The organism is Quisquiliibacterium transsilvanicum, assembly GCF_014202215.1.
GTDB lineage: Bacteria > Pseudomonadota > Gammaproteobacteria > Burkholderiales > Burkholderiaceae_E > Quisquiliibacterium > Quisquiliibacterium transsilvanicum.
Genome location: NZ_JACHGB010000001.1, coordinates 231,548 through 253,456, shown reverse-complemented (window position 1 = coordinate 253,456; position 21,909 = coordinate 231,548). Strand labels below are relative to the sequence as shown.

The window sequence follows — 21,909 nt, the reverse complement described above, 5'->3', positions numbered from 1 at the left end:
ATGCCCCGATGGACGAACCCTATGCCGGGCTGACCCCGGACTGCACGCTCGACGCCATCGATGGGGTCGGGCTGCGCACCGACGGCCGGCTGCTCGCCCTCAACAGCTTCGAGAACCGCGTCTACCAGGCCTGGCTGGAGGACGGCGGCACGGTGATCGCCAAGTTCTACCGGCCGGACCGCTGGAGCGACGCGCAGATCCTCGAGGAACATGCGTACACCGCGGAGCTGGCCGCGCGGGAGATCCCCGTCGTGGCGCCGATCGAGATCGGCGGCGCCACGCTGCATGCGCACTCCGGTTACCGTTTCGCGCTCTACCCGCGCCGGGGCGGGCGCGCGCCCGAACTCGAGGATCCGTCGGTGCTGGAGTGGCTGGGCCGCTTCATCGGCCGCATCCACGCGGTCGGCGCGACCCGGCCCTTCATCGAACGCCCGGCGCTGGACCTGGCCAGCTTCGGCGAGGAGCCGCGCGGCTGGCTGCTCGCCCATGGCAGCATCCCGGACGACCTTCTCCCCGCGTGGTCCGGCATCGTCGACCAGGCGCTCGCCGCAGTGCGCGCCGCGTTCGCGCAGCGCCCGGCCATGCGCCGGCTGCGCCTGCACGGCGACTGCCATCCCGGCAACATCCTCTGGACCGACGACGGTCCCCACTTCGTCGACTTCGACGACGCGCGCAGCGGGCCCGCGATCCAGGACCTTTGGATGCTGCTGTCCGGCGACGCCGAGGCGATGTCCCGCCAGCTGCGGGACGTGCTCGCGGGCTATGAGCGCTTCGCAGAATTCGACCGCAGCGAACTCGGACTGATCGAGCCGCTGCGCACGCTGCGCCTGATCCACTACTCCGCGTGGATCGCGAGGCGCTGGCACGACCCCGCCTTTCCCGCGGCCTTCCCCTGGTTCGGCACCGCCCGCTACTGGCAGGACCGCATCCTGGAGCTGCGCGAGCAGGTGGCGGCGATGTCGGAGCCGCCGCTCACGCCCTAGCTCGCCAGCGCGTCGCGCACCTGGTCGAGCGCCGAAGCGTCCTCGATCGTGGTCAGATCGCCGGGATCACGCCGCTCGCAGATCGCCTGGATGGAGCGCCGCAGCACCTTGCCCGAGCGCGTCTTCGGCAGCATGCCGACGAAGTGCACCCGCGCCGGCCGCGCCACCGCGCCGAGCTGGCGATCGACGATGGCCATCAGCTCGCCCTCGAGCGCCTGGCGCGCCTCGGGCGTGCCGGCCCGCGCCGGATCCTTCAGCACTGCGAAGGCCACCGCGACCTGGCCCTTTAGCTGGTCGGCGACGCCCACCACCGCGCACTCGGCGAGTGCCTCATGGCTGGACAGCGACTCCTCGATCTCGCGGGTGCCCAGGCGATGCCCGGCCACGTTGATCACGTCGTCGGTGCGGCCGAGAATGAAGTAGTAGCCATCAGGGTCGCGGATCCCCCAGTCGAAAGTGGAGTAGACCAGCCGTCCGGGAATCGTCTCGAAGTAGGTCTTGACGAAGCGCTCGTCATCGCCCCAGATCGTCTGCATGCACCCCGGCGGCAGCGGCGGCTCTATCGCCACCACCCCCTTCTGGTTGGCGGCCACCTCCTCGCCGGTCTGCTCGTGGAGCAGGCGCACGTCGTAGCCGTACATCGCCATCCCCGGACTGCCGAAGCGCGTCGGCGTCTTCTCGATGCCGTGGGCCACCGTCAGGATCGGCCACCCGGTCTCGGTCTGCCAGTAGTTGTCCACGATCGGCCGGCCCAGGCCCTCGGAAATCCAGCGCGCCGTCGGCTCGTCCAGCGGCTCGCCGGCGAGGAACAGCGCGCGCAGCGACGAGGTGTCGTACTTCGTCAGCCAGGCCGGATCCTGCTTCTTCAGCACGCGGATCGCAGTGGGCGCGGAGAACATCACCGAGACGCGGTGCCGCTCGACCAGCCGCCAGAGGATGCCGGCATCGGGACGTATCGGAGTGCCTTCGTAGAGGATGGTCGCCATTCCCGCGATCAGCGGCCCGTAGACGATGTAGGAATGCCCGACCACCCAGCCGATGTCGCTGGTGCAGAAATAGGTCTCGCCGGGATTGCCGCAGAAGATGTGCTTCATCGACGCGGCCAGCGCCACCGCGTAGCCGCCGACGTCGCGCTGCACGCCCTTGGGGTTGCCGGTGGTGCCCGAGGTGTAGAGCGTGTAGCTCACCTCGTTCGATTCCAGCCAGGTCACCGGGATGTCGGCGTCGAGGTGCTCCTCGCGCAGCGCAGCGTAGCCGAGGTCGCGCCCGGGCACGCTGGCGAAGGGCGCGAGTCCGCGGTCCACCATCAGGACCCGCTCGGGCTTGTGCGCGCAGAGGGAGATCGCCTCGTCGAGCAGCGGCTTGTAGGCGATCACGCGGCCGTTGCGCGAGCCCGCATCGGCGGAGACGATCAGACTGGGACGGGCGTCGTCGATCCGGCTCGCCAGGCTGCGCGACGCGAAGCCCCCGAAGACCACCGAGTGGATGGCGCCGATCCGCGCGCAGGCCAGCATCGCGAAGGCCGCCTCGGGAATCATCGGCATGTAGATCAGCACGCGGTCGCCACGGCCGACCCCTTGCGCGAGCATGATCGCCGCCATCCGCACCACCTCGCGATACAGCTCGGCAAAGCTGTAGCTGCGCTCCTCGCCGGTCTCGGTGGACACGAAATGCAGCGCGGGCGCATCGGGCTGCGTGAGCAGGTGGCGATCGATCGCGTTGTGGCACAGGTTGGTCTCGCCTCCCACGAACCAGCGCGCGAACGGCGGCCGCGAGTAGTCGAGCACCGCGGCGAACGGCTTGTGCCACTCGATCAGGCCAGCCTGCTCCGCCCAGAAGCCGCCGCGATCTTCGATGGAGCGGCGATGAAAGCTCTTCAGGTCCACTTGTCTCCCCCGTTGCTCAGGTGTGCCGACCGTGCCGAAGCACGCGCTCGCGAGGGGAAGGATGCCTGCATCGCCCCGCGGCCGCCCGCCCCGGCCCACGCCCGATTGTGACCGTTCCCGACCCCGTTCGTCAGGATTTTTGACACTGCCGTCAAAGTTCGAATAACCTGCGCCGGATGCCGACACCTGCCCTGCCCCGCCCGTACGCCCTTCGTCTTCCGCTGCGGGCGCTCACGGCGGCGCTGCTGGCCTGTGCGGCGGCCTTCGCAGCGCCGCCCGACGCGATCGCCGAGACGGCTGCGCCGGTCGAGGCCCGGGGCCTCGCGGATCAGCTCGTTTCGCGAGCGATGGGGCTGCTTGGCGTCCCCTACAAGTGGGGCGGCAATGCCCCCGAGACCGGGCTCGACTGCAGCGGGCTGGTACGCCACGTCTTCGAGGATGCCGCAGGCCTGGTCCTGCCGCGTCGCGCGATGGAGATGAGCCGTGCCGGAGCGCCGGTCGGACGCGGCGAGCTGCAACCGGGCGACCTGGTCTTCTTCAACACGCTGCGCCGGGCCTTCTCGCACGTCGGCATCTACATCGGCGACGGCAGGTTCGTGCATGCGCCCTCGTCCGGCGGCAAGGTCCGCGTCGAGCGCATCGCCGGCAGTTACTGGGCGAATCGCTTCAATGGCGGACGCAGGCTGATCGACTCCGGCGACGACGGCGACGCCGGGCCGGCCATTGCTGCAGCGGGCCTGGGTCCTAGCGCGGCCGCCCTCTCCGCCGCCTCGGCGGGAGTCTCGTCGGCGATGGCGGGCGTCTCCTCGGCCATGGCCGGGGTTTCCTCGGCGGTGGCGGGCGCCGCGTCCGGCGCTGCCGGCATCGCCTCCGCTGGCGTGTACCCGGCGCGCAACACCGCCCAGGCCGGCGCGCGCCAGGCCCTCGGCCCGGCCCCTGTCCCCTCGCAGCGGACACAGCCCCAGGTTGCGGGGCCCGTCGCATTCCCCTTCGACACCGGCTACTGAGCGGCCCGGACGGCGCCTCTGGCAGGCATGGCATTGTCACTTGGAATGCGAACGCGTCGTATTTGCGTTCCCATGAAGATTCCCCTAGACTCGCGCCAGGGTAGCCAGCAAGACGTCGTGGGCCGCGGGGCCGTGGCAGCGGACTGGCCGCCCGTCCCAGCAGAACTCACAGGATCCACACGATGAAATCCATGATCGCCGGTGTCGCCGTGGTAGCGGGCGCCCTGTTCGCAGCCGCTCCCGCCATATCGCAGGACAAGGAGCTGAACCTCTACTCGGCCCGGCACTACCAGACCGACGAGGCCCTGTACGCCGACTTCACCCGCACCACCGGCATCCGCATCAACCGGATCGAGGCCGGCGACGAGGCGATTCTCGAGCGCCTGCGCAACGAGGGCGCCAACAGCCCGGCGGACGTCATCCTGCTGGTCGATGCGGCCCGGCTGTGGAAGGCCGAGGTCGAAGGCCTGTTCCAGCCCGTCAAGTCCGCCGTGCTCCAGGAGCGCGTGCCCGCTTTCCTGCGCAGCAAGGACGACGGCAAGGGCAGCCAGTGGTTCGGCTTCTCCACCCGCGCCCGGGTCATCGTCTACAACAAGAAGGCGATCAGGCCCGAGAACGTGCGCAACTACCAGGACCTCGCGTCGCCGGCGCTCAAGGGCCAGGTATGCACCCGCTCCGGGGCGCACCCCTACATGCTGTCGCTGATCGGCGCGGTGTCCGAACACCTCGGCGAGGCGGAAGCCGAAAAATGGGCCAGGGGCGTGGTCGCCAACTTCGCGCGCAGCCCGCGCGGCGGCGACACCGATCAGATCCGCGCCGTGGCCACCGGCGAATGCGGCGTCGCGCTGACCAACACGTACTACTTCGTGCGCATGATGCGCTCCGACAAGCCGGCCGACCGCGAAGCGGTGGACAAGGTGGGGATCGTGATGCCGAACCAGTCCGGCTGGGGCACCCACGTGAACGTGTCCGGCGGCGGCGTCGCCCGCCACGCGCCGAACCGTGCTGCCGCGGTGAAGTTTCTCGAGTACCTGGCCGGCGACTCGGCCCAGGCCTACTTCGCCGGCGGCAACAACGAATGGCCGGTGGTCAAGTCGGCCGCCGCGAAGAACCCGGAACTCGATTCGCTGGGCGAGTTCAAGGTCGACCAGCTGCCGATCGGCTCGATCGGCCGCAGCCAGGTGACCGCGGCCAAGATCATCGACCGCGCCGGCTGGCGCTGAGCCTCGCGGGGCCCATCGCCGCGCTCAGTTCTGCGCGGCGATGACCTTGATCTCCACCAGGTACTCCGGCCGCGCCAGGCCGGCCTCGACGGTGGCGCGCGCCGGCGTCTGGCCCGCCGGCACCCAGGTATCCCACACCGAGTTCATCGCGCGAAAATCGCCGATCGACTTGAGGAAGATGGTGGCCTGGAGAATGCGCGTCTTGTCGCTGCCCGCCTCGGCGAGCAGCCCGTCGATCGCCGCCAGCACCTGGCGGGTCTGTCCAGCCGCGTCCTGCGACGGATCGCCGGCCACCTGCCCGGCAAGGTAGACGACGCCATTGTGGATCGTGGCCTCGGACATCCGGGGGCCGACGTGCAGGCGGGTGATGGTCATGAATTCTCCTGGGTTCGGTGGTCAGTCGGCGAGCATTCGCTCGACGAGATCGATCTGCTCGGCGGGGATCAGCGAGGGCGCGTGTCCGACGCCCGGCACCACTTCGACGCGCGCCTTCGGACCGCGGCGCGTCATCTCGAGCGCGGTCTGCTCCGACAGGATGTCCGAGCTTGCGCCCCGGATCACGCGCACCGGACAGCGGATCGCTTCATAGAAGGGCCACAGCGACGGGGCGGGCTGGCCTGCTGCGGCACGGAAGCCGGCGCCGATGCCGGGGTCGTAGTGGAAGGTCCAGCGGCCGTCGCGCTGCACCACGTAGTGCCGCGACAGGTAGCGGAACTGCTCGTCGTTGTGCGGGCCGAACTCGGACATGCGGCCGCGCAGCTCCCGCTCGCCCTCCTCGAAGCTCGCGAAGGTCGGATCGTCCCCGATGTCGCCGCCGATGCGGCCGATGCCGACCTGGCCGACCTCGGGTCCGATGTCGTTGAGGATGAGACGGCGCACTGCGTTGCCCGGCATCGCTGCGACCGCCATGCCGATCACTCCGCCCATCGAGGTGCCCAGCCAGGTGAGCTCCTCGACGTCGAGGCGCGCGATCAGCGTGATGCAGTCGGCGATGTACTGCGGCACCGCGTACAGCGCGGGGTCGGCCGCGCGGTCGGAGGTGCCGCGCCCCAGCATGTCGGGACAGACCACGCGATAGCGGTCGGCAAGGCGCTCGGCGAGCGCGTCGAAGTCGCGGCCGTTGCGCGTGAGGCCGTGCACGCAGAGGAGCAGCGGTGCATCGCGGCGTCCCCACTCGGCGTAGCCGATGCGGTGCAGGCCCTTCGGGCTTGCACAAGTGACGTGGCGCAGCTTGGGTTCGGACACGGAACGCTCCCCTGTAGAATCGGCAGGAATCTTAGCAGGGAGCGCAGATGCTTAAAGGTAAGACGGCCCTGGTCACCGGATCGACCAGCGGCATTGGCCTGGGGATTGCACGGGCGCTCGCACGCCAGGGCGCCGACCTGGTGCTCAACGGTTTCGGCGATGCCGCGGAGATCGACCGGATCCGCGCGGGCCTCGAAGCCGAGTTCGGCGTGAAGGTCTCCTACGAGGGCGCCGACCTGATGCAGCCGGCGCAGATCGACGCAATGTTCGCCTCGATCGGCAAGCGCGGCAGCGCCATCGACATCCTCGTCAACAACGCAGGCATCCAGCACGTGGCGCCGGTGCAGGATTTCCCGCCCGAGCGGTGGGACGCGGTCATCGCGCTCAACCTCTCGGCCGCGTTCCACGCCTCGCGCTGCGCGCTGCCGGCGATGCAGAAGCGCAACTGGGGCCGCATCATCAACGTGGCCTCGGCGCACGGACTGGTGGCTTCGGCCGAGAAGGCAGCCTACGTGGCCGCCAAGCACGGCATCATCGGCCTCACCAAGGTGGTCGCGCTCGAGAACGCGCGCACCGGCATCACCTGTAACGCGATCTGTCCGGGCTGGGTTCTCACTCCGCTGGTCCAGAAGCAGATCGACGCGCGCGCCGCCGCGCAGGGCATCAGCGCCGACGAGGCGCGCGTGAGCCTGCTCGGCGAGAAGCAGCCTTCGCTGGAGTTCGTCACCCCGGAGCAGATCGGCGATCTGGCTGTGTTCCTGTGCTCCGACTCCGCCCAGCAGGTGCGGGGCGCGGCCTGGACGATCGACGGGGGCTGGACGGCGCAGTAGCGTCTTCGGCGACCGGCACGCGCCACCAGCGCGGCCGGTCGACCCGGTGCCGCACCACCTGCGGCGCCTGCCCCGGCTGCAGCCGGATCTCGATCGCGGCATGCGCGTCGCTGCGCAGCACGCCGATGCCGCGCGCAAGGTAGCGCTCCAGCACCGCGGAGTTCGGATGCCGGTAGCGGTTTCGATACCCCACCTGGAACACCGCGAGTTGCGGCGCCACCGCATCCAGGAAGGCCGGCGACGAGGAGGTTCGGCTGCCGTGATGGGGCGCGAGCAGCACCTGCGCTCGCAGCCGCGAGGGCTCGATCAGCGACAGCAGGCGTCGCTCCTGCGCTGCCTCGATGTCGCCCGCGAGCAGCACCGCGCCCGCCGCGCCGTGCACCCGCAGCACGCAGCTGCGCGCGTTGGTCGTCGAGCGCGCAGGGCCGACCGGCTCCGGCCCGGGATGCAGCCACTCGAAGCCCACCTCGCCCCACTGCCAGCGCTCGCCGCGGCGGCAGGGGTAGTGCCGTGGCGAGGCCGCCAGCACCGGGTGTTCCGCCGGTAGCGAGCTCGACACCCACTCGACCCCCACGCCCTTGAGCACCGCCAGCGCGCCGCCGGCATGGTCGAGATCCTCGTGCGAGACCACCAGGGCTTCGAGACGGTCGATGCCGCGGGCCCTGAGCCACGGCACCAGCACCCTGGCTCCCGCGTCGCTGTCGGGGCCGAGCGCAGGGCCGGTGTCGTAGAGCAGCCGGCCGCGGGCGGTCTCGATCAGCACCGCAGTGCCCTGCCCCACGTCCAGCGCGGTCAGCCGGATCTCGCCGGTGGCCGGCCGATCAGCGGGCGCCAGCAGTAGCGGGCACAGACCCAGCGAGGCCAGCCAGCGGCCGGCGAAGCGGGCTGGCGCAAGCACGAAGGCGCAGGCCGCCGCAGCCAGCAGCAGCGCAAAAGGGCTGGGACGGGGCACCGGCAAGGCCGAGGCGCTGCCGGCGTCCAGCCACTGCATTGCCGCCAGCAGCGCCCCGGTGAGCCAGCTCGCGATCCAGAGCGCCCACGCGCCAAGCGGCTCCCAGGCCATCGCCAGCGCCGCACCGGCCATCGCCAGCGGGGTGATCACGCCGGACACCAGCGGAATCGCCACCGCGTTGGCCAGCGGACTGACCAGCGACACCGACGAGAAGAACATAACTCCGAGCGGGATCAGCACCAGCGTCGCAGCGAACTGGGAACGCAGCGCCTCCCGCAGCGTGCGGCGAAGGCGGTCCCGCCAGCCGCCGGGCGGCGCCGGCCCGCGCGGCTGTGCGGGCTGGGGTGACGACGCGTGCAGCGACGCAGCAGCACCGGGCCTCGCGTGCAGCGACGCAGCAGCACCGGGCGTCGCGTGCGGCTGCGCGGGCCCGCCACGGGTGCACGCCTCCGGTGCGCCGGCCATCTCGGAGGCAGGCTCGGACGACGGTGCCGCATCCGCCCGCGGCGCAGCACCGCCGCGCGCGGACCCGTACCAGACGATCGACGCCACCGCCGCGAAGGACAGCCAGAACCCCGCGGCCAGCGGCGCCCACGGATCGAGCACGCAGACCGCTGCGCCAGCCGTGGACAGCACCGCCACCGGCGAGCGCGCCCGGCCCCCAAGCAGGGCCAGCCCGGCGGCGGCGATCATCCAGCAGGTGCGCTGGGCGGGGATGCCCCACCCCGCCAGCCCCGCATAGGAGAAGGCCACCAGCAGCCCGAGGGTCCAGCGTGCGTAGGGCGCCGGCCAGCGCGCCGGCAGCGAGGCCGGATGCATGCGCAGCGCGAGCCGCCTGCTGTTCCAGATCCGTCCGGCCAGCGCCGCTCCCAGCGCGGCGAGCATCGTGATGTGCAGGCCCGAGATGCTCATCAGGTGGCCGATGCCGGTGCGATTGAAGAGCTCCCACCAGGGCGCCGAAATCGCCGCCTGGTCGCCGACCGTCAGCGCGACCAGCACCCCGCGAGGCACCGCATCGGCCCCCGCCAGCGCCGACAGCATGCGTTCCCTGATCGCATGGCGTGCGCGTTCGACGAGCAGAGCTGGCCGGACGACGAAGGCGTCGATGCGGCGCGCGCCGTCCCCAACTGCCCCCTTGCCCGGCAGGCGCACGTAGCCGACCGCCGAGATCCCTTCCTGGACCGACCTCAGCTCGGAGTCGAACAGGTAGGGGTTGAGACTCGCATGCGGACGCTTCAGCCGCACCGTGAACTCCCAGCGCTCGCCGGGCCGCAGATCGGGAAGCGCGCGTGCCCGGCTTGCCGCAGCCTTGGGCGCGGCCACGCCGCCCCAGGGCCTCGACCCGGAGTACCAGCCCAGCCGTACCGAACGGGGCGCCGGGCACGGCTGCCCATCCGCCTCGCAGCGCTCGATGAGGAAGCGGAAGCGCAGCCCGCGTTCGTCGGACTGGGGCATGTCCTCGACGATGCCGGCAACCCGAAGATCGACCCCCTCGAGGCCGGCCGGGAGCCGCTCATCGAGCCGGCTGCCGGCCAGCAGCAGCGCCCAGCCGGCGGCGGCCGCGCCCGCCCCGATGCAGGTCAGCCAGGCTGCCCGCCGCAGCGAGACGCACACGAGCAGAAGCCCGGCGACCGCCAGCGCGCCCGCGACCCAGGCGGGCGGCAGCGCCGGCAGCTGCTGGACGGACCAGCAGGCCGCGACGACCGCCAGCCCCGGAGGCGGCGTGGAAGCGGATCGGGACATCGGCCTCGCTCGGAAGTGCGCCCCGATGCTCCAGCCGCGGCTCGGCGGGCGCAATCGGCGCGGCGGCCGAATCCCCCGGGCTCAGCCGGAAGCTGCTTGCTCCCCGGCCAGCAGCGCCGCCAGCCGCGGCAGCACCCGCAGCGCGTTGCGCGCGGTCGCATCGATGGCTTCGCCGACCTCCACGCCCCTGAGCCCCGCAAACACCTGCGCGATCCGCGGCAGCTCGCCGGGCTCGTTTCGCTCGCGGTAGAGCCACTCCGGCGCCATGTCGGGCGCATCGGTTTCCAGCACGTGCGCATCCGCCGGCAGTTCGCTGACCAGCCGGCGGATGCGCAGCGCCCGCTCGTAGGTCAGCGCGCCGCCGAAGCCCAGCGCAAAGCCCTGCTCGAGGAAACCCCGCGCCTGCTGCAGGCTGCCGTTGAAGGCGTGCGCGATCCCGCCGGGCGGGCGGGCGCGGCGGAGCGCCGCCAGCAGAGTGTCCTGCGAGCGGCGCACGTGCAGCAGCACCGGCAGGCCGAATTCCCGGGCCATCTTCAGCTGCGCGTCGAGGAACAGCGCCTGCCGGGCACGGTCAAGCCCAGGCACGAAGAAATCGAGGCCGATCTCGCCGATCGCCACCAGCCGCGGATCGCCGATCGACGCTTGCAGCGCCGCGCGCAAGGCCTCGAGGTCGTCGGGGCCGGCGCGATCCACGTACATCGGATGGATGCCGAGCGCGTACGCGCAGCCCGGCAGGGTCCGCGCGATGCGCGCCACGATCTCGAAGTTGGCGCGCTCCACCGCGGGAATGACGATGCATCCCACGCCCGCCGCGCGCGCGCGCAACAGCACCGCCTCGCGGTCCGCGTCGAACTCCGCAGCATCGAGGTGGCAGTGGGTGTCGATCAGCATCCCTGCCCCCTGCAGGGCTTCAGGCAGCGACGAGCCTTCCGTCGAGCATGGTCAGCACGCGGCTGGCATGCCCGGCGAGCTCGAGGTCGTGGGTGACGATGACGAAGCTGGTGGCGAGCTCGCGGTTCAGGCCGTCGATCAGCTCGAACATCTGGCGCGCCGTGCCGCGGTCCAGGTTGCCGGTGGGCTCGTCGGCGAGCACGCAGCGCGGCTCGGTCACCAGCGCGCGGGCCAGCGCCACCCGCTGCCGCTCGCCGCCGGAGAGCTCACCGGGCAGATGGCCGACGCGCGACGCCAGGCCCACGCGCGCAAGCATCTCGCGGGCGGCGGCCTGCGCCTGCGCCACCGGCATGCGCCGGATCCGCAGCGGCATCGCCACGTTCTCCAGCGCGCTGAACTCGGGCAGCAGGTGATGGAACTGATAGACGAAGCCCAGCAGCCGGTTGCGCCGCACGCCCCGCTCGGTCTGGCCCAGGCCCGAGACCTCGTCGCCGAGCCAGCGCACCGAGCCCGAGGTGGGCTCGTCCAGCCCACCGAGCAGGTGCAGCAGCGTGCTCTTGCCGGAACCCGACGCGCCGACGATGGCGATGCGCTCGCCGGCTGCGACGTCGAAGTCGACGCCCGCCAGCACCGGCACCGTGTGGCCGCCGTCGCCGTAAGTGCGGGTCAGCGCGCGGCACGAGATCACCGGCGTGCCAGCGATGGCATCGGCCGAAACCGCGTCGGCCCGTACAGCTGCGTCGGTCTGCATTGCAGGCCTCATTCGTAGCGCAGCGCTTCGGCCGGGCGCACCCGGGAAGCCCGCCAGCTCGGGTACAGCGTCGAGGCCAGCGCCAGCACGCAGGCGGTGGCGCCGATGCTCCAGACGTCGTCCCAGTGCAGGTCGCTGGGCAGGCTGTCGATGAAGTAGATGCCCTTGGGCAGAACCTGGAAGCCGAACAGCCGCTCGACCAGGCCCACCACGGTGTCCACGTTCAGCGCCAGCAGCACCCCGAGCACCACGCCCATCAGCGTGCCCAGCAGTCCCACCATCGCCCCCTGCACGATGAAGATCTGCATCACGCTGCGCGGGCTGGCGCCGAGCGTGCGCAGGATCGCGATGTCGGCCTGCTTGTCGGTCACGGTCATCACCAGCATCGAGACCAGGTTGAAGGCGGCCACCGCGATGATCAGGGTCAGGATGATGAACATCATCCGCTTCTCGATCTGCACCGCGGCGAACCAGTTGCGGTTCTCCATCGACCAGTCGCGCACGAAGAGGTCGCCCTGCAGCGTGCGCGCCAGCTCGCCGGCGATATCCGGCGCCGCCATCATGTCGCTGGTCATCAGCCGCACACCGCTGGCGCCCTCCACCCGGAACAGCCGTCCGGCGTCCTCGAGATGGGTCAGCACCAGCGTGCTGTCGTACTCGTAGTGCCCGGCCTCGAACACGCCGACGATGGTGAACTGGCGCAGCCGCGGCACGACGCCGGCCGGGGTCATCGTTCCCTGCGGCGCGATCAGCGTGATGCGGTCGCCGACTTCGAGCAGCAGCTGACGCGCCAGCTCGCGCCCGATCATCGCGCCGAACTCGCCGGGCACCAGGCGCTGCAGCGTGCCCGCCGGCAGGTCGCGCAGGAACTCCGACACCGAGGCCTCAACCGCCGGGTCGATGCCGCGCACCAGCACGCCGCGCACCGACTCGCCGTGGGTCAGCATCGCCTGGCCAGCGACATAGGGCGCGCCCGCCACCACGCGCGGATTGCGGCGCGCCTGGGCGATCACGTCGGTCGGATCGGTGAGCGGCGTCTGCCCGGCCAGCACCTCCACGTGCGAGAGCACGGAGAGCATGCGGTCTCGGACCTCCTTCTGGAAGCCGTTCATGACGGACAGCACGGTGATCAGCGCGGCCACGCCGAGCGCGATGCCGGCCACCGAGAGCCCGGAGATGAAGGAGATGAAGCCGTTGCGGCGACCGGCCCCGCGCCCGGCGCGGGTGTAGCGCAGGCCGATCTGCCATTCGAAGGGGAGCTGCAAGCGAGATCCTGTCGTTGGGAGCCGGGACAGTTTGCCACAGTTGGCAGGGCCCGGTGCTGGACTAGAATCGCGCCGTGCCCGAACTCATCCTCCTCTGCGCGGGGGCCGCGACAGACCCCGCCGAACCGGGCCGCGACCCCGCCGCGGCTGCCTCCTCCGACCCCTTCGCGCGGGAGGGCCAGGCCCTCGCACGCGAGCTCGCCGGGGGCGTCCTCGCGCGGACCTTCAGGCGCGCGCGGATCGCCACCGAGTCGACCGACGCGAGCCCCCTGCCCCGCGAACTGCCGGACGAAGGCTGGCTGCGCGCGCGCTTCGGCGTGGCGCCGTGCGACGCGGTGGCCGCCTGGGCGGCTGCGGCGCACGGACTGCCTGCGCCGCGCTGGCGCGCGACGCCGGTGCACGTCGAGGTGGGGCGCCACCAGATCGTCCTCGCCGACCCCACCGCGCTCGATCTGTCGGCGGCCGAGGCGGCCGCGCTCGCCGAGGCTGCGCGCCCCTGCCTGGCGGATGCCGGCTTCGGCCTGGAGCTGGCCCGCCCCGAGCGCTGGTTCCTGTCGGGCAACGCCGACTGGCAGCTGGACACGCACGCCTGGACCATGGCCGTGGGCCGCAGCATCGACGGCCACCTGCCCCGCGGCGAGCGGGCGCGCGCCTGGCGCCGCGTGTTCACCGAGATCCAGATGGCCTGGCATGAACACCCCGCGAACCTGGCGCGGGCCGAGCGCGGCCTGCCGCCGATCAACGCGCTCTGGCTCGACGGCTGCGTCCGCCAGCCGCTGCCGGCCGCACCGCTGGTCGCCGTCACCGACGACGACGCGATCGCCGGCCTGGCCCTCGCCAGCGGCGGCGAGCACTGCCCGCTGCCTGCCTTCGGCACCAGCATCGACCTGGCCGGCGCATCAGACGGGCGCGACGTCCTCCTCGACCCGGGCTTCTGGCGCCAGCCCCGGCGCCTTGGCGACGCCCACGACTGGCGCGAGGCCTGGCTGCGCTTCGAGCGCTGGCTGCCGACGGTGCTCGACGCGCCGGCCGCCGGCGGATTCGAACGGATCCGCCTGGTGGCGAGCGCCGAGCGCCGCTGCGTCGAACTCGTGCTCGCGCGCGCCGACCGCTGGAAGCTGCTGCGGCGCTTCGACGCGGCCGCGACGCTGCTGCAATGAGCGAGATCGTCGCAAGGCCGGTGCCAGAGGCGGCGCGCAGCGCGCTCGAGCGCGCCGGCGTCCATCCGGTGCTCGCCCGTCTGTACGCCGCGCGCGGCGTCGACGACAGTGCGCTACTGGACCCCGACCTGCGCGGACTTCTGGCCCCCGACGGCCTGCGCGACATCGAGCTCGCCGCACGGCTGCTCGCCGAGGCGATCGACGCCGGCCGCCCGATCCTCATCGTGGCGGACTACGACTGCGACGGCGCCACCGCCTGCGCAGTGGCGGTGCGCGGGCTGCGCATGATGGGCGCGCGGGTCGACTACCTGGTGCCCAACCGCTTCGAGCATGGCTACGGGCTCGGCCCGGCGATCGTCGAGCTGGCCTGCGCCCACCCGCGGCTCGGCCGCCCGGCGCTGATCGTCACCGTCGACAACGGCATCGCCAGCGTCGAGGGCGTGGCCCGGGCGCGCGAGCTGGGCATCGAGGTGCTGGTCACCGACCACCACCTGCCGGGCGAGCGCCTGCCGGATGCAGCTGCGATCGTCGACCCCAACCGCGCCGACTGCGGCTTCGCCAGCAAGCACCTGGCCGGCGTGGGCGTGATGTTCTACGTGCTGCTCGCGCTGCGCGCCCGGCTGCGCGGCATGAGCCGCTTCGCCGCCGGCGCCGAACCGCCGCTGCAGGCGCTGCTCGACCTCGTTGCGCTGGGCACGGTGGCCGACCTGGTCCGGCTCGACCGCAACAACCGGCTGCTGGTCGGCGCGGGACTGCGGCGGATCCGCGCAGGACAGGCCTGCCCCGGCCTGCTCGCGCTGTTCCAGGCCGCCGGCCGCGCCACCCGCACCGCGGGCTGCGGCGACCTCGGCTTCGCCATCGGGCCCAGGATCAACGCAGCGGGCCGCCTGGAGGACATCACCATCGGCATCGAATGCCTGCTGGCCGACGACCCCGAGCGCGCCGCCGCGCTGGCCGCCAGGCTGGACGCGATCAACCGCGAGCGGCGCGGCATCGAGTCGGACATGCGCGAGCAGGCGATCGCCGACGTGGGCGCCCCGCCGCCTCTGCAGCGCACCCTGGTGGTCTGCCGCGACGGCTGGCACGAGGGGGTGGTCGGGCTGGTCGCCTCCCGCCTCAAGGAGATCCACCATCGGCCCACGGTCGCGTTCGCGCCGGCTTCGGGCGAGCCGGGAATGCTGCGCGGCTCGGGCCGCTCGATTCCCGGCGTGCACCTGCGCGACACCCTCGACCTGGTCAGCAAGCGCCATCCGGACATGATCCCGCGCTTCGGCGGCCACGCAATGGCGGCCGGCCTGTCGCTGCCCGCCGGCGCCCTCGCAGCCTTCGCCGAAGCCTTCGAGCAGGCCATCCTCGAGAGCGCGGATCCGGCCTGCTTCGAGCGCAGCCTGCTCACCGACGGGCCGCTGGCCCCTGCAGAGCTCGGGCTGGAACTCGCCGAGGCGATCGACCGCGGCGTCTGGGGCCAGGGCTTCCCGGCGCCGCTTTTCTCGGACGTCGTCGAGGTGGCTGGCCAGCGCCTGGTCAAGGACCGGCACCTGAAGCTCGACCTGCGCCTGGCGGGCCGGCGCATCGACGCGATCGCCTTCGGCCGCACCGACCCCCTGCCCCGGCGTGCGCGCATCGCCTACCGGCTGGAACGCAACGACTACCGCGGGGTGGCGGAGCTGCAGCTGGTGGTGGAGGCCGCCGAGCCGGCCGATGACGCACAAACCCCCGCTCCGCTATAATTTCCGGTTTTCCCGAGGGGGCAGCGCCATGGAAGCAGAACGCCTGAATCAGCTCGAAACCCTGATCGACGGACTGCGCGCGCGGGCCCTCGATCTACGGGGGTATCTTTGACTACGATGAAAAGAAGAACCGCCTGATCGAAGTCGACCGGGAGCTCGAAGCCCCGGACATCTGGAACGACCCCAAGCATGCGCAGGACCTCGGCCGCGAGAAGAAGATGCTCGAGGACGTGGTCCTGAACCTGGACTCCATCGACGCCGCGCTCAAGGATGCCGCCGACCTCTTCGCGATGGCCAGCGACGAGGACGACGCGGACACGCTGGTGGCAGTGGAGACCGACGTCGCCGAGGTGGAACGTAAGGTCGAGGACCTCGAGTTCCGCCGGATGTTCTCCAACCCGGCCGACCCCAGCAACTGCTTCATCGAGATCCAGGCCGGCGCCGGCGGCACCGAGGCCCAGGACTGGGCCGGCATGCTGCTGCGCCAGTACCTGCGCTACTGCGAGCGCAAGGGCTTCAAGACCGAACTGCTCGAAGAATCCGAGGCCGAGGTCGCCGGCATCAAGGGCGCAACGTTCAAGGTCGAAGGCGAGTACGCCTACGGATTCCTGCGCACCGAAACCGGCATCCACCGGCTGGTGCGCAAGTCGCCCTTCGACTCCAGCGGCGGGCGCCACACCTCGTTCGCCTCGGTGTTCGTCTACCCGGAAGTGGACGACTCCTTCGAGATCGACATCAATCCCGCCGACCTGCGCATCGACGTCTACCGCGCCTCGGGCGCGGGTGGCCAGCACGTCAACAAGACCGAATCGGCGGTGCGGATCACGCACAACCCGACCGGCATCGTCGTGCAGTGCCAGAACGACCGCTCGCAGCACAACAACCGCGATGCGGCAATGAAGATGCTGCGCGCGCGTCTGTACGACCACGAGATGCGCAAGCGCCGCGCCGAGCAAGACAAGATCGAGGCGGGCAAGGCAGACATCGGCTGGGGCCACCAGATCCGCTCCTACGTGCTCGACAACTCGCGGATCAAGGATCTGCGCACCAACGTCGAGATCAGCAACACCAAGTCCGTGCTCGACGGCGACCTCGACGAGTTCATCTCGGCGAGCCTCAAGCAGGGAATCTGAGGCGGCTCGACCGCCTCGGCGCACCACCGCCGACCGCGCCCGCGGGCTCGTCCCGCCGGCCACGTCCAGAAAGCAGGCCATGACCGACGACACCGCACCGATTCCACTCGACGAGAACCAGATCATCGCCGAGCGCCGCGCCAAGCTCGCCCGCCAGCGCGAGCTTGGCGTCGCCTTCCCGAACGACTTCGTTCCCGCCGACCGCGCCCAGGACCTGGTCCGGCTGCACGACGGGCTGTCGCGCGAGGAACTCGAGGCGGCGGCGGTGCGGGTGTCGCTCGCCGGCCGGATGATGCTCAAGCGGGTGCAGGGCAAGGCCAGCTTCGCCACCATCCAGGACGCCACTGGCCGCATGCAGCTCTGGCTGAACGACGCCGGCGTGGGCGCCGAGACGCACGAGGCCTTCAAGCACTGGGACCTCGGCGACATCGTCGCCGCCGAAGGCACGCTCTTCAAGACGATGAAGGGCGAACTCTCGGTGCGCTGCTCCGGCGTGCGGCTGCTGGCCAAGGCGCTGCGCCCGCTGCCCGACAAGTTCCACGGGCTGGCCGACCAGGAGGCGCGCTACCGCCAGCGCTACGTCGACCTGATCGTCACCGAAGGCACGCGCCAGACCTTCGTCAAGCGCAGCCGCATCGTCTCGGCGATCCGCTCCTTCATGACCGGCCACGGCTTCCTCGAGGTCGAGACCCCGATGCTGCACCCGATCCCCGGCGGCGCGGCGGCCAAGCCCTTCGTGACCCACCACAACGCGCTCGACCAGCAGATGTTCCTGCGCATCGCGCCCGAGCTCTACCTGAAGCGGCTGATCGTCGGCGGCTTCGAGCGGGTCTTCGAGATCAACCGCAACTTCCGCAACGAAGGCATCAGCCCGCGCCACAACCCCGAGTTCACGATGATGGAGTTCTACGCGGCCTACACGGACTACCGGTGGCTGATGGACTTCACCGAGAACGTGATCCGCGACGCAGCGATCGCCGCCGCCGGCACTGCGAAGCTCAGCTACCAGGACCGGCCGCTTGACCTGTCCGAGCCCTTCGCGCGGCTGACCATCGCGCAGGCCATCCTCGAGCACGCGCCCGGCTACACGGCTGCGCAGCTGGAGGATGCTGCCTTCCTGCGCACCGAACTCGCGCGCCTGGGCGTGGACGTGAACGACGTGCGCCACCGCAACGCCGGCGTGGGCGCGCTGCAGCTCGCGCTGTTCGAGGAGGTGGCCGAGAGCAAGCTGTGGGAGCCCACCTTCATCGTCGACTACCCGGTGGAAGTGTCTCCGCTGGCCCGCGAGTCGGACACCCGCCCCGGCATCACCGAGCGCTTCGAGCTCTTCATCACCGGCCGCGAGATCGCCAACGGCTTCTCGGAGCTGAACGACGCCGAGGACCAGGCGGCGCGCTTCCGCAGCCAGGTGGAGGCCAAGGAGGCTGGCGACGAAGAGGCGATGTACTACGACGCCGACTTCATCCGCGCGCTGGAGCACGGCATGCCGCCCACTGGCGGCTGCGGCATCGGCATCGACCGGCTCGTGATGCTGGTCACCGACAGCGCCAACATCCGCGACGTCATCCTGTTCCCGGCGCTCAAGAACGAGAGCTGAAGTTCAGCCTCAGAACTTCTCGCCGCGGAACACCTCGACGTCCGCGAGGTACAGCACGATCCGGTAATGCGGCCCGTAGGCCTGCAGCAGATGTGCGGCGATCCGCTCGGCCGCCTCCTCGGTGCAGACCACCTGGAACTTCACAGAGCGCTCGGCTTCCCACTCCCCCGAGCGTTCGCCGCTGGAGCCGCCGCCGCGCACCTCGTTGACCGTGTAGCCCAGCGCGCCAAGGCGGCGCAGGTCCGCGATCAGCGCGCGCTCGATCGCCGCTTCGGTGATGACGACGAGCAGCTTGCGCGGATGTTTCTGCATCGATCCTCCCTTGGCGCGCTTCAGCCGAGCCAGCGCGCCGCCGCGATGTACAGCGGGATGCCAACGATGACGTCAAATGGAAACGTGACGCCCAGCGAGGCGCCGATGGACAGCGCCGGATTGGCCTCCGGCACCGCGATCCGCATCGCGGTCGGCGCCGCGATGCAGGAGGCGCTGGCGCACAGCGCCGCCAGCACCACCTTGCCTCCGGCCGACAGCCCCAGTGCCGTGCCGGCCGCCATTCCCAGCGCCGCCAGCCCGAGCGGCGCCAGCACCCCGAAGATCACCAGGAAGATTCCGGCGCGCCGCAGCTCCGGCAGGCGGCTGCCGGCCACCAGCCCCATCTCCAGCAGGAACAGCGCCAGCACGCCCTTGAACAGGTCACCGAACAGCGGCTGCATCGGGGCGAGCCGCGCAGCAGCGGAAACAGCAGGAAGGGGATGGCCGCGGACAGCAGGATGGCAGTGCCCGCAAGCGGCAGCACCTCGGCCAGCGGCTGGCGGGCGAGCTCGATCCCGCCCTTCAGGCCGATCGCCAGCAGCAGGTAGATGGACAGCGTCTCGTAGAGCGGCTCCGGCAGGCGCAGGTCGGAGCGCGCCAGGCGCGCCACCACGCCGAGCAGGAAGAACAGGACGACCGGATCGAGCATCTGCGCTGCTCAGGCTCCCTGCCGTCCTTCGGGCGCGATCCTAGACGGTGAAGGACTCGCCGCAGCCGCAGGCGGCCTTCACGTTCGGATTGTTGAAGCGGAAGCCCTCGTTCAGGCCCTCGCGCACGAAATCGAGCTCCGTGCCGTCGAGGTAGGAGAGGCTCTCCGGGTCGACCAGCACGCGCACGCCGTTGGTCTCGAACTGGAGGTCGGTGTCGCCGACGCTGTCGGCGAACTCGATCTTGTAGGCCATTCCCGAGCAGCCGGTGGTCTTGACGCCCAGGCGCAGGCCGACGCCGGCCCCGCGCTTCTCGAGCGAGCGCGCGATGTGCCGTGCAGCGCTTTCAGTGAGGGTGATCGCCATTTCGGGTGTTCTCCTTCAGGACGCAGAGGGTGCGCGCGTGCCGTCCGTGCGGATCGGCTGCAGCGTGGAAGTCGGGAACTCGAGCGCCGCGCGGTGCTCGCGCAGCACCGACACCGGCTTGGCCGGAGCGCTCTTGGCCTCGCGGCCGCGCTGCTGCTCGACCAGGTCGGCAAGCGAGACCGAATCCAGATACTCGATCATCTTGCGGTTGAGGTTGGTCCAGAGCTCATGGGTCATGCACTCGCGATCGTCGTCGCAGTTGGCCTTGCCGCCGCACTGGGTGGCGTCGATCGGCTCGTCCACCGCGAAGATGACGTCCGCCACGGTGATCTCGCGGGCCGGCCGCGCGAGCGTGTAGCCGCCGCCCGGGCCGCGCGTGCTCTCCACGAGGTCGTGCCGGCGCAGCTTGCCGAACAGCTGCTCGAGGTAGGAAAGAGAGATCTTCTGGCGCTGGCTGATGCCGGCCAGCGTCACCGGGCCATGATGCTGCCGCATGGCCAGGTCGATCATCGCGGTGACGGCAAACCTGCCCTTGGTCGTCAGACGCATGTCGCACCTCCCGGAGAGCTTGACTAAGGCGATCAAGTATACCCTAATAGGACCAAATTAGTCAGGTTTCATGGACGCCTCCGGCAGAGGGTCGCCGCGATTGGAGCCTCCCCTCCAGCCCGAGCGGATAAGCTTGCTGCACGGTCGGCGATTGCCCGGCTCGCCTGCCCCTCCAGGATCCGCCATGACCCCGCACGACGGCTCGCTCGACCTGAACACAGCTCTCGCAACAATGCGCGATGCGCACCGCGCGGCTCCCTTCCCCGACTGGCCGGCGCGGCGCGACCGGCTGGAGCGGTTGCGACGGCTGATCGTGGAGAACGAGACCGCCATCGAGGAGGCGATCGACGCCGACTTCGGCGGCCGCCCGCGGCTGGAGACCCAGATCGCCGAGGTCTTCCCCAGCCTCTCCGAGATCCGCACCGCGCTGCGCCACGGCCCGCGCTGGATGCGTACCCGCGGCGTCTGGGTTTCGAAGTGGTTCCTGCCGGCCCGGGCGCATGTGATGCCGCGCCCGGTCGGCGTGGTCGGCATCATCGTTCCGTGGAACTACCCGCTCGGCCTGACGATCGGCCCGCTGGCCGGCGCGCTGGTCGCCGGCGATCGCGCGATGATCAAGCTCTCCGAGTACTCGCCGGCCTTCTCGGCGCTGTTCCAACGGCTGGTGGCCGACCACTTCCGCCCGGACGAGGTCACGGTGATCACCGGCGGCCCCGAGGTCGCCGCCGCCTTCTCGTCCCTGCCCTTCGACCACCTGGTGTTCACCGGCTCCACCTCGGTCGGCCGCCGCGTGATGGCCGCGGCGAGCGCCAACCTCACCCCGGTGACGCTCGAGCTGGGCGGCAAGTCGCCAGCAGTGATCGCCCCTGGCTACGACGTGGACAAGGCCGCCGCCCGGATCATGTCCGGCAAGCTGGTCAACGCCGGCCAGACCTGCATCGCACCGGACTACGTGCTGGTGCCGCGCGACCGGCTCGAGGACTTCGTGCAGGCCGCGCGCGCGCAGGCCGCCCGGATGTACCCCACCGGACTCGCCGACGGCGACTACTGCAGCATCATCGACCAGCGCCAGTACGGCCGGCTGGTGAGCTGGCTCGAGGAAGCCGCAGCAGCAGGCGTGCGCCGGGTGGACGGTTTCGGCGGCCCCGCGCGCGACGACGCCGCGCACCGGATGGGCCCCGTGCTGCTGGTGGCGCCGGACCCGTCGCTCACAGTGATGCGCGACGAGATCTTCGGCCCGCTGCTGCCGGTGATCCCCTACGACGATCCGGCGCAGGCGCTGGCCTTCGTCAACGGCATGCCGCACCCGCTGGCGCTCTACTGGTTCGACAACGACTCCAGCCGCGCCGACCACGCGCTGCGCCAGACCCACGTTGGAGGCGCCTGCATCAACGAGACGCTCGTGCACTTCGCGCAGGACGAACTCCCCTTCGGCGGCGTCGGCGCCTCAGGGATGGGGCACTACCACGGGAAGTGGGGGTTCGAGACCTTCAGCAAGATGACGCCGGTGTTCAGGCAGTCAAGGCTGAACGGCATGCACCTCTTCATGCCGCCCTACCGGCCGCTGGTGCACAAGATGCTGGCGCTGATGAAACGCCTGTAGGGAAGGAGGACCGGGACGGCGGACGCCGCCCCGGCC

At 71.1% G+C, this 21,909-nt stretch carries 21 protein-coding genes; 9 read left to right on the top strand and 12 right to left on the bottom strand.

Going from position 1 to position 21,909, the window contains the following annotated elements:
* The first annotated feature begins 8 nt into the window (after positions 1–8).
* Entirely contained in the window at positions 9–983 is a 975-nt protein-coding gene (locus tag HNQ70_RS01130; RefSeq protein WP_183963459.1) for a serine/threonine protein kinase, read from the top strand.
* On the opposite strand, the gene HNQ70_RS01125 is transcribed toward HNQ70_RS01130, so the two are convergent.
* Positions 980–2,869 (bottom strand): propionate--CoA ligase, encoded by a 1,890-nt coding sequence (locus HNQ70_RS01125; RefSeq protein ID WP_183963457.1) that lies wholly within the window; start codon positions 2,867–2,869, stop codon positions 980–982. The two genes, HNQ70_RS01130 and HNQ70_RS01125, sit on opposite strands and share 4 nt — an antisense overlap.
* Before the next feature lie 176 nt (positions 2,870–3,045).
* Between HNQ70_RS01125 and HNQ70_RS20570 the strand changes: the two genes are divergently transcribed.
* Together HNQ70_RS20570 and HNQ70_RS01115 are read left to right on the top strand one after the other, a co-directional pair.
* A complete protein-coding gene (locus HNQ70_RS20570) occupies positions 3,046–3,876 on the top strand; it encodes a C40 family peptidase (RefSeq protein ID WP_221302587.1) in 831 nt (276 codons plus the stop codon).
* A 182-nt stretch (positions 3,877–4,058) separates the two neighbouring features.
* Positions 4,059–5,099, top strand: a complete 1,041-nt coding sequence (locus HNQ70_RS01115; protein WP_183963455.1) for an extracellular solute-binding protein — start codon at positions 4,059–4,061, stop codon at positions 5,097–5,099.
* Positions 5,100–5,123: 24 nt separating this feature from the next.
* Here HNQ70_RS01115 and HNQ70_RS01110 read toward each other — a convergent pair whose 3' ends face one another.
* A complete protein-coding gene (locus HNQ70_RS01110) occupies positions 5,124–5,474 on the bottom strand; it encodes a RidA family protein (protein WP_183963453.1) in 351 nt (116 codons plus the stop codon).
* A gap of 21 nt (positions 5,475–5,495) precedes the next feature.
* The gene (locus tag HNQ70_RS01105; RefSeq protein WP_183963451.1) at positions 5,496–6,344 is read right to left on the bottom strand and encodes an alpha/beta fold hydrolase; all 849 of its coding nucleotides are present in this window, start codon (positions 6,342–6,344) and stop codon (positions 5,496–5,498) included.
* Positions 6,345–6,391: 47 nt separating this feature from the next.
* Between HNQ70_RS01105 and HNQ70_RS01100 the strand changes: the two genes are divergently transcribed.
* Entirely contained in the window at positions 6,392–7,174 is a 783-nt protein-coding gene (locus HNQ70_RS01100; protein WP_183963450.1) for a 3-hydroxybutyrate dehydrogenase, read from the top strand.
* Here HNQ70_RS01100 and HNQ70_RS01095 read toward each other — a convergent pair.
* The 4 genes from HNQ70_RS01095 to HNQ70_RS01080 form a co-directional block, all read right to left on the bottom strand.
* A complete protein-coding gene (locus HNQ70_RS01095) occupies positions 7,068–9,869 on the bottom strand; it encodes a DNA internalization-related competence protein ComEC/Rec2 (RefSeq protein WP_183963448.1) in 2,802 nt (933 codons plus the stop codon). The genes HNQ70_RS01100 and HNQ70_RS01095 overlap by 107 nt on opposite strands.
* An 81-nt stretch (positions 9,870–9,950) precedes the next feature.
* Positions 9,951–10,760, bottom strand: coding sequence for a TatD family hydrolase (locus HNQ70_RS01090; RefSeq protein WP_183963446.1), 810 nt, complete (start codon positions 10,758–10,760; stop codon positions 9,951–9,953).
* A gap of 19 nt (positions 10,761–10,779) precedes the next feature.
* Entirely contained in the window at positions 10,780–11,511 is a 732-nt protein-coding gene (locus tag HNQ70_RS01085) for an ABC transporter ATP-binding protein (RefSeq protein WP_183963444.1), read from the bottom strand.
* Positions 11,512–11,519: 8 nt separating this feature from the next.
* Positions 11,520–12,776, bottom strand: a complete 1,257-nt coding sequence (locus HNQ70_RS01080) for a lipoprotein-releasing ABC transporter permease subunit (RefSeq protein ID WP_183963442.1) — start codon at positions 12,774–12,776, stop codon at positions 11,520–11,522.
* Between the two features lie 74 nt (positions 12,777–12,850).
* Between HNQ70_RS01080 and HNQ70_RS01075 the strand changes: the two genes are divergently transcribed.
* The 4 genes from HNQ70_RS01075 (at position 12,851) to lysS (ending at position 18,396) form a co-directional block, all read left to right on the top strand.
* Complete coding sequence (locus tag HNQ70_RS01075) at positions 12,851–13,936, top strand: hypothetical protein (protein WP_183963440.1); 1,086 nt, start codon at positions 12,851–12,853, stop codon at positions 13,934–13,936.
* A complete protein-coding gene (gene recJ / locus HNQ70_RS01070; RefSeq protein WP_183963438.1) occupies positions 13,933–15,666 on the top strand; it encodes a single-stranded-DNA-specific exonuclease RecJ in 1,734 nt (577 codons plus the stop codon). Before HNQ70_RS01075 ends, recJ begins: the two co-directional genes overlap by 4 nt.
* Before the next feature lie 28 nt (positions 15,667–15,694).
* A protein-coding gene (gene prfB / locus HNQ70_RS01065) for a peptide chain release factor 2 (RefSeq protein ID WP_183963436.1) occupies positions 15,695–16,799 on the top strand; the annotation gives its coding sequence in 2 pieces (ribosomal slippage) (positions 15,695–15,775 and positions 15,777–16,799; 1,104 coding nt in all).
* A gap of 79 nt (positions 16,800–16,878) precedes the next feature.
* Positions 16,879–18,396, top strand: coding sequence for a lysine--tRNA ligase (lysS, locus tag HNQ70_RS01060; RefSeq protein WP_183963434.1), 1,518 nt, complete (start codon positions 16,879–16,881; stop codon positions 18,394–18,396).
* Positions 18,397–18,405: 9 nt separating this feature from the next.
* Here lysS and HNQ70_RS01055 read toward each other — a convergent pair whose 3' ends face one another.
* The 5 genes from HNQ70_RS01055 to iscR are packed head-to-tail and all read right to left on the bottom strand — an operon-like array spanning position 18,406 to position 20,270.
* Positions 18,406–18,708 (bottom strand): P-II family nitrogen regulator, encoded by a 303-nt coding sequence (locus HNQ70_RS01055; protein ID WP_183963432.1) that lies wholly within the window; start codon positions 18,706–18,708, stop codon positions 18,406–18,408.
* Positions 18,709–18,728: 20 nt separating this feature from the next.
* Positions 18,729–19,109, bottom strand: coding sequence for a sodium-dependent bicarbonate transport family permease (locus HNQ70_RS20030; RefSeq protein ID WP_246434527.1), 381 nt, complete (start codon positions 19,107–19,109; stop codon positions 18,729–18,731).
* Positions 18,992–19,357: a sodium-dependent bicarbonate transport family permease gene (locus HNQ70_RS20025; protein WP_246434525.1), complete on the bottom strand. Its 366-nt coding sequence runs from the start codon at positions 19,355–19,357 to the stop codon at positions 18,992–18,994. The genes HNQ70_RS20030 and HNQ70_RS20025 overlap by 118 nt, the downstream gene beginning before the upstream one ends.
* Before the next feature lie 40 nt (positions 19,358–19,397).
* Positions 19,398–19,721 (bottom strand): iron-sulfur cluster assembly protein IscA, encoded by a 324-nt coding sequence (gene iscA / locus HNQ70_RS01045; protein WP_183963431.1) that lies wholly within the window; start codon positions 19,719–19,721, stop codon positions 19,398–19,400.
* Positions 19,722–19,736: 15 nt separating this feature from the next.
* Positions 19,737–20,270 carry a Fe-S cluster assembly transcriptional regulator IscR gene (gene iscR / locus HNQ70_RS01040; protein ID WP_183963430.1) on the bottom strand — a complete coding sequence of 178 codons (534 nt, stop codon included), beginning with the start codon at positions 20,268–20,270 and terminating at the stop codon, positions 19,737–19,739.
* Positions 20,271–20,454: 184 nt separating this feature from the next.
* Between iscR and HNQ70_RS01035 the strand changes: the two genes are divergently transcribed.
* Positions 20,455–21,873: a coniferyl aldehyde dehydrogenase gene (locus HNQ70_RS01035; protein WP_183963429.1), complete on the top strand. Its 1,419-nt coding sequence runs from the start codon at positions 20,455–20,457 to the stop codon at positions 21,871–21,873.
* Positions 21,874–21,909: the final 36 nt, after the last annotated feature.

Excerpts from the sequence above, each read along its gene's own strand:
- HNQ70_RS01130 (WP_183963459.1), top strand. The coding sequence starts at position 9 with ATGGACGAACCCTATGCCGGGCTGACCCCGGACTGCACGCTCGACGCC.
- HNQ70_RS20570 (WP_221302587.1), top strand. The coding sequence starts at position 3,046 with ATGCCGACACCTGCCCTGCCCCGCCCGTACGCCCTTCGTCTTCCGCTG.
- HNQ70_RS01115 (WP_183963455.1), top strand. The coding sequence starts at position 4,059 with ATGAAATCCATGATCGCCGGTGTCGCCGTGGTAGCGGGCGCCCTGTTC.
- HNQ70_RS01110 (WP_183963453.1), bottom strand. The coding sequence starts at position 5,474 with ATGACCATCACCCGCCTGCACGTCGGCCCCCGGATGTCCGAGGCCACG.
- HNQ70_RS01100 (WP_183963450.1), top strand. The coding sequence starts at position 6,392 with ATGCTTAAAGGTAAGACGGCCCTGGTCACCGGATCGACCAGCGGCATT.
- HNQ70_RS01095 (WP_183963448.1), bottom strand. The coding sequence starts at position 9,869 with ATGTCCCGATCCGCTTCCACGCCGCCTCCGGGGCTGGCGGTCGTCGCG.
- HNQ70_RS01090 (WP_183963446.1), bottom strand. The coding sequence starts at position 10,760 with ATGCTGATCGACACCCACTGCCACCTCGATGCTGCGGAGTTCGACGCG.
- HNQ70_RS01085 (WP_183963444.1), bottom strand. The coding sequence starts at position 11,511 with ATGCAGACCGACGCAGCTGTACGGGCCGACGCGGTTTCGGCCGATGCC.
- recJ (WP_183963438.1), top strand. The coding sequence starts at position 13,933 with ATGAGCGAGATCGTCGCAAGGCCGGTGCCAGAGGCGGCGCGCAGCGCG.
- lysS (WP_183963434.1), top strand. The coding sequence starts at position 16,879 with ATGACCGACGACACCGCACCGATTCCACTCGACGAGAACCAGATCATC.
- HNQ70_RS01055 (WP_183963432.1), bottom strand. The coding sequence starts at position 18,708 with ATGCAGAAACATCCGCGCAAGCTGCTCGTCGTCATCACCGAAGCGGCG.
- HNQ70_RS20030 (WP_246434527.1), bottom strand. The coding sequence starts at position 19,109 with ATGCAGCCGCTGTTCGGTGACCTGTTCAAGGGCGTGCTGGCGCTGTTC.
- HNQ70_RS20025 (WP_246434525.1), bottom strand. The coding sequence starts at position 19,357 with ATGCTCGATCCGGTCGTCCTGTTCTTCCTGCTCGGCGTGGTGGCGCGC.
- iscA (WP_183963431.1), bottom strand. The coding sequence starts at position 19,721 with ATGGCGATCACCCTCACTGAAAGCGCTGCACGGCACATCGCGCGCTCG.
- iscR (WP_183963430.1), bottom strand. The coding sequence starts at position 20,270 with ATGCGTCTGACGACCAAGGGCAGGTTTGCCGTCACCGCGATGATCGAC.
- HNQ70_RS01035 (WP_183963429.1), top strand. The coding sequence starts at position 20,455 with ATGACCCCGCACGACGGCTCGCTCGACCTGAACACAGCTCTCGCAACA.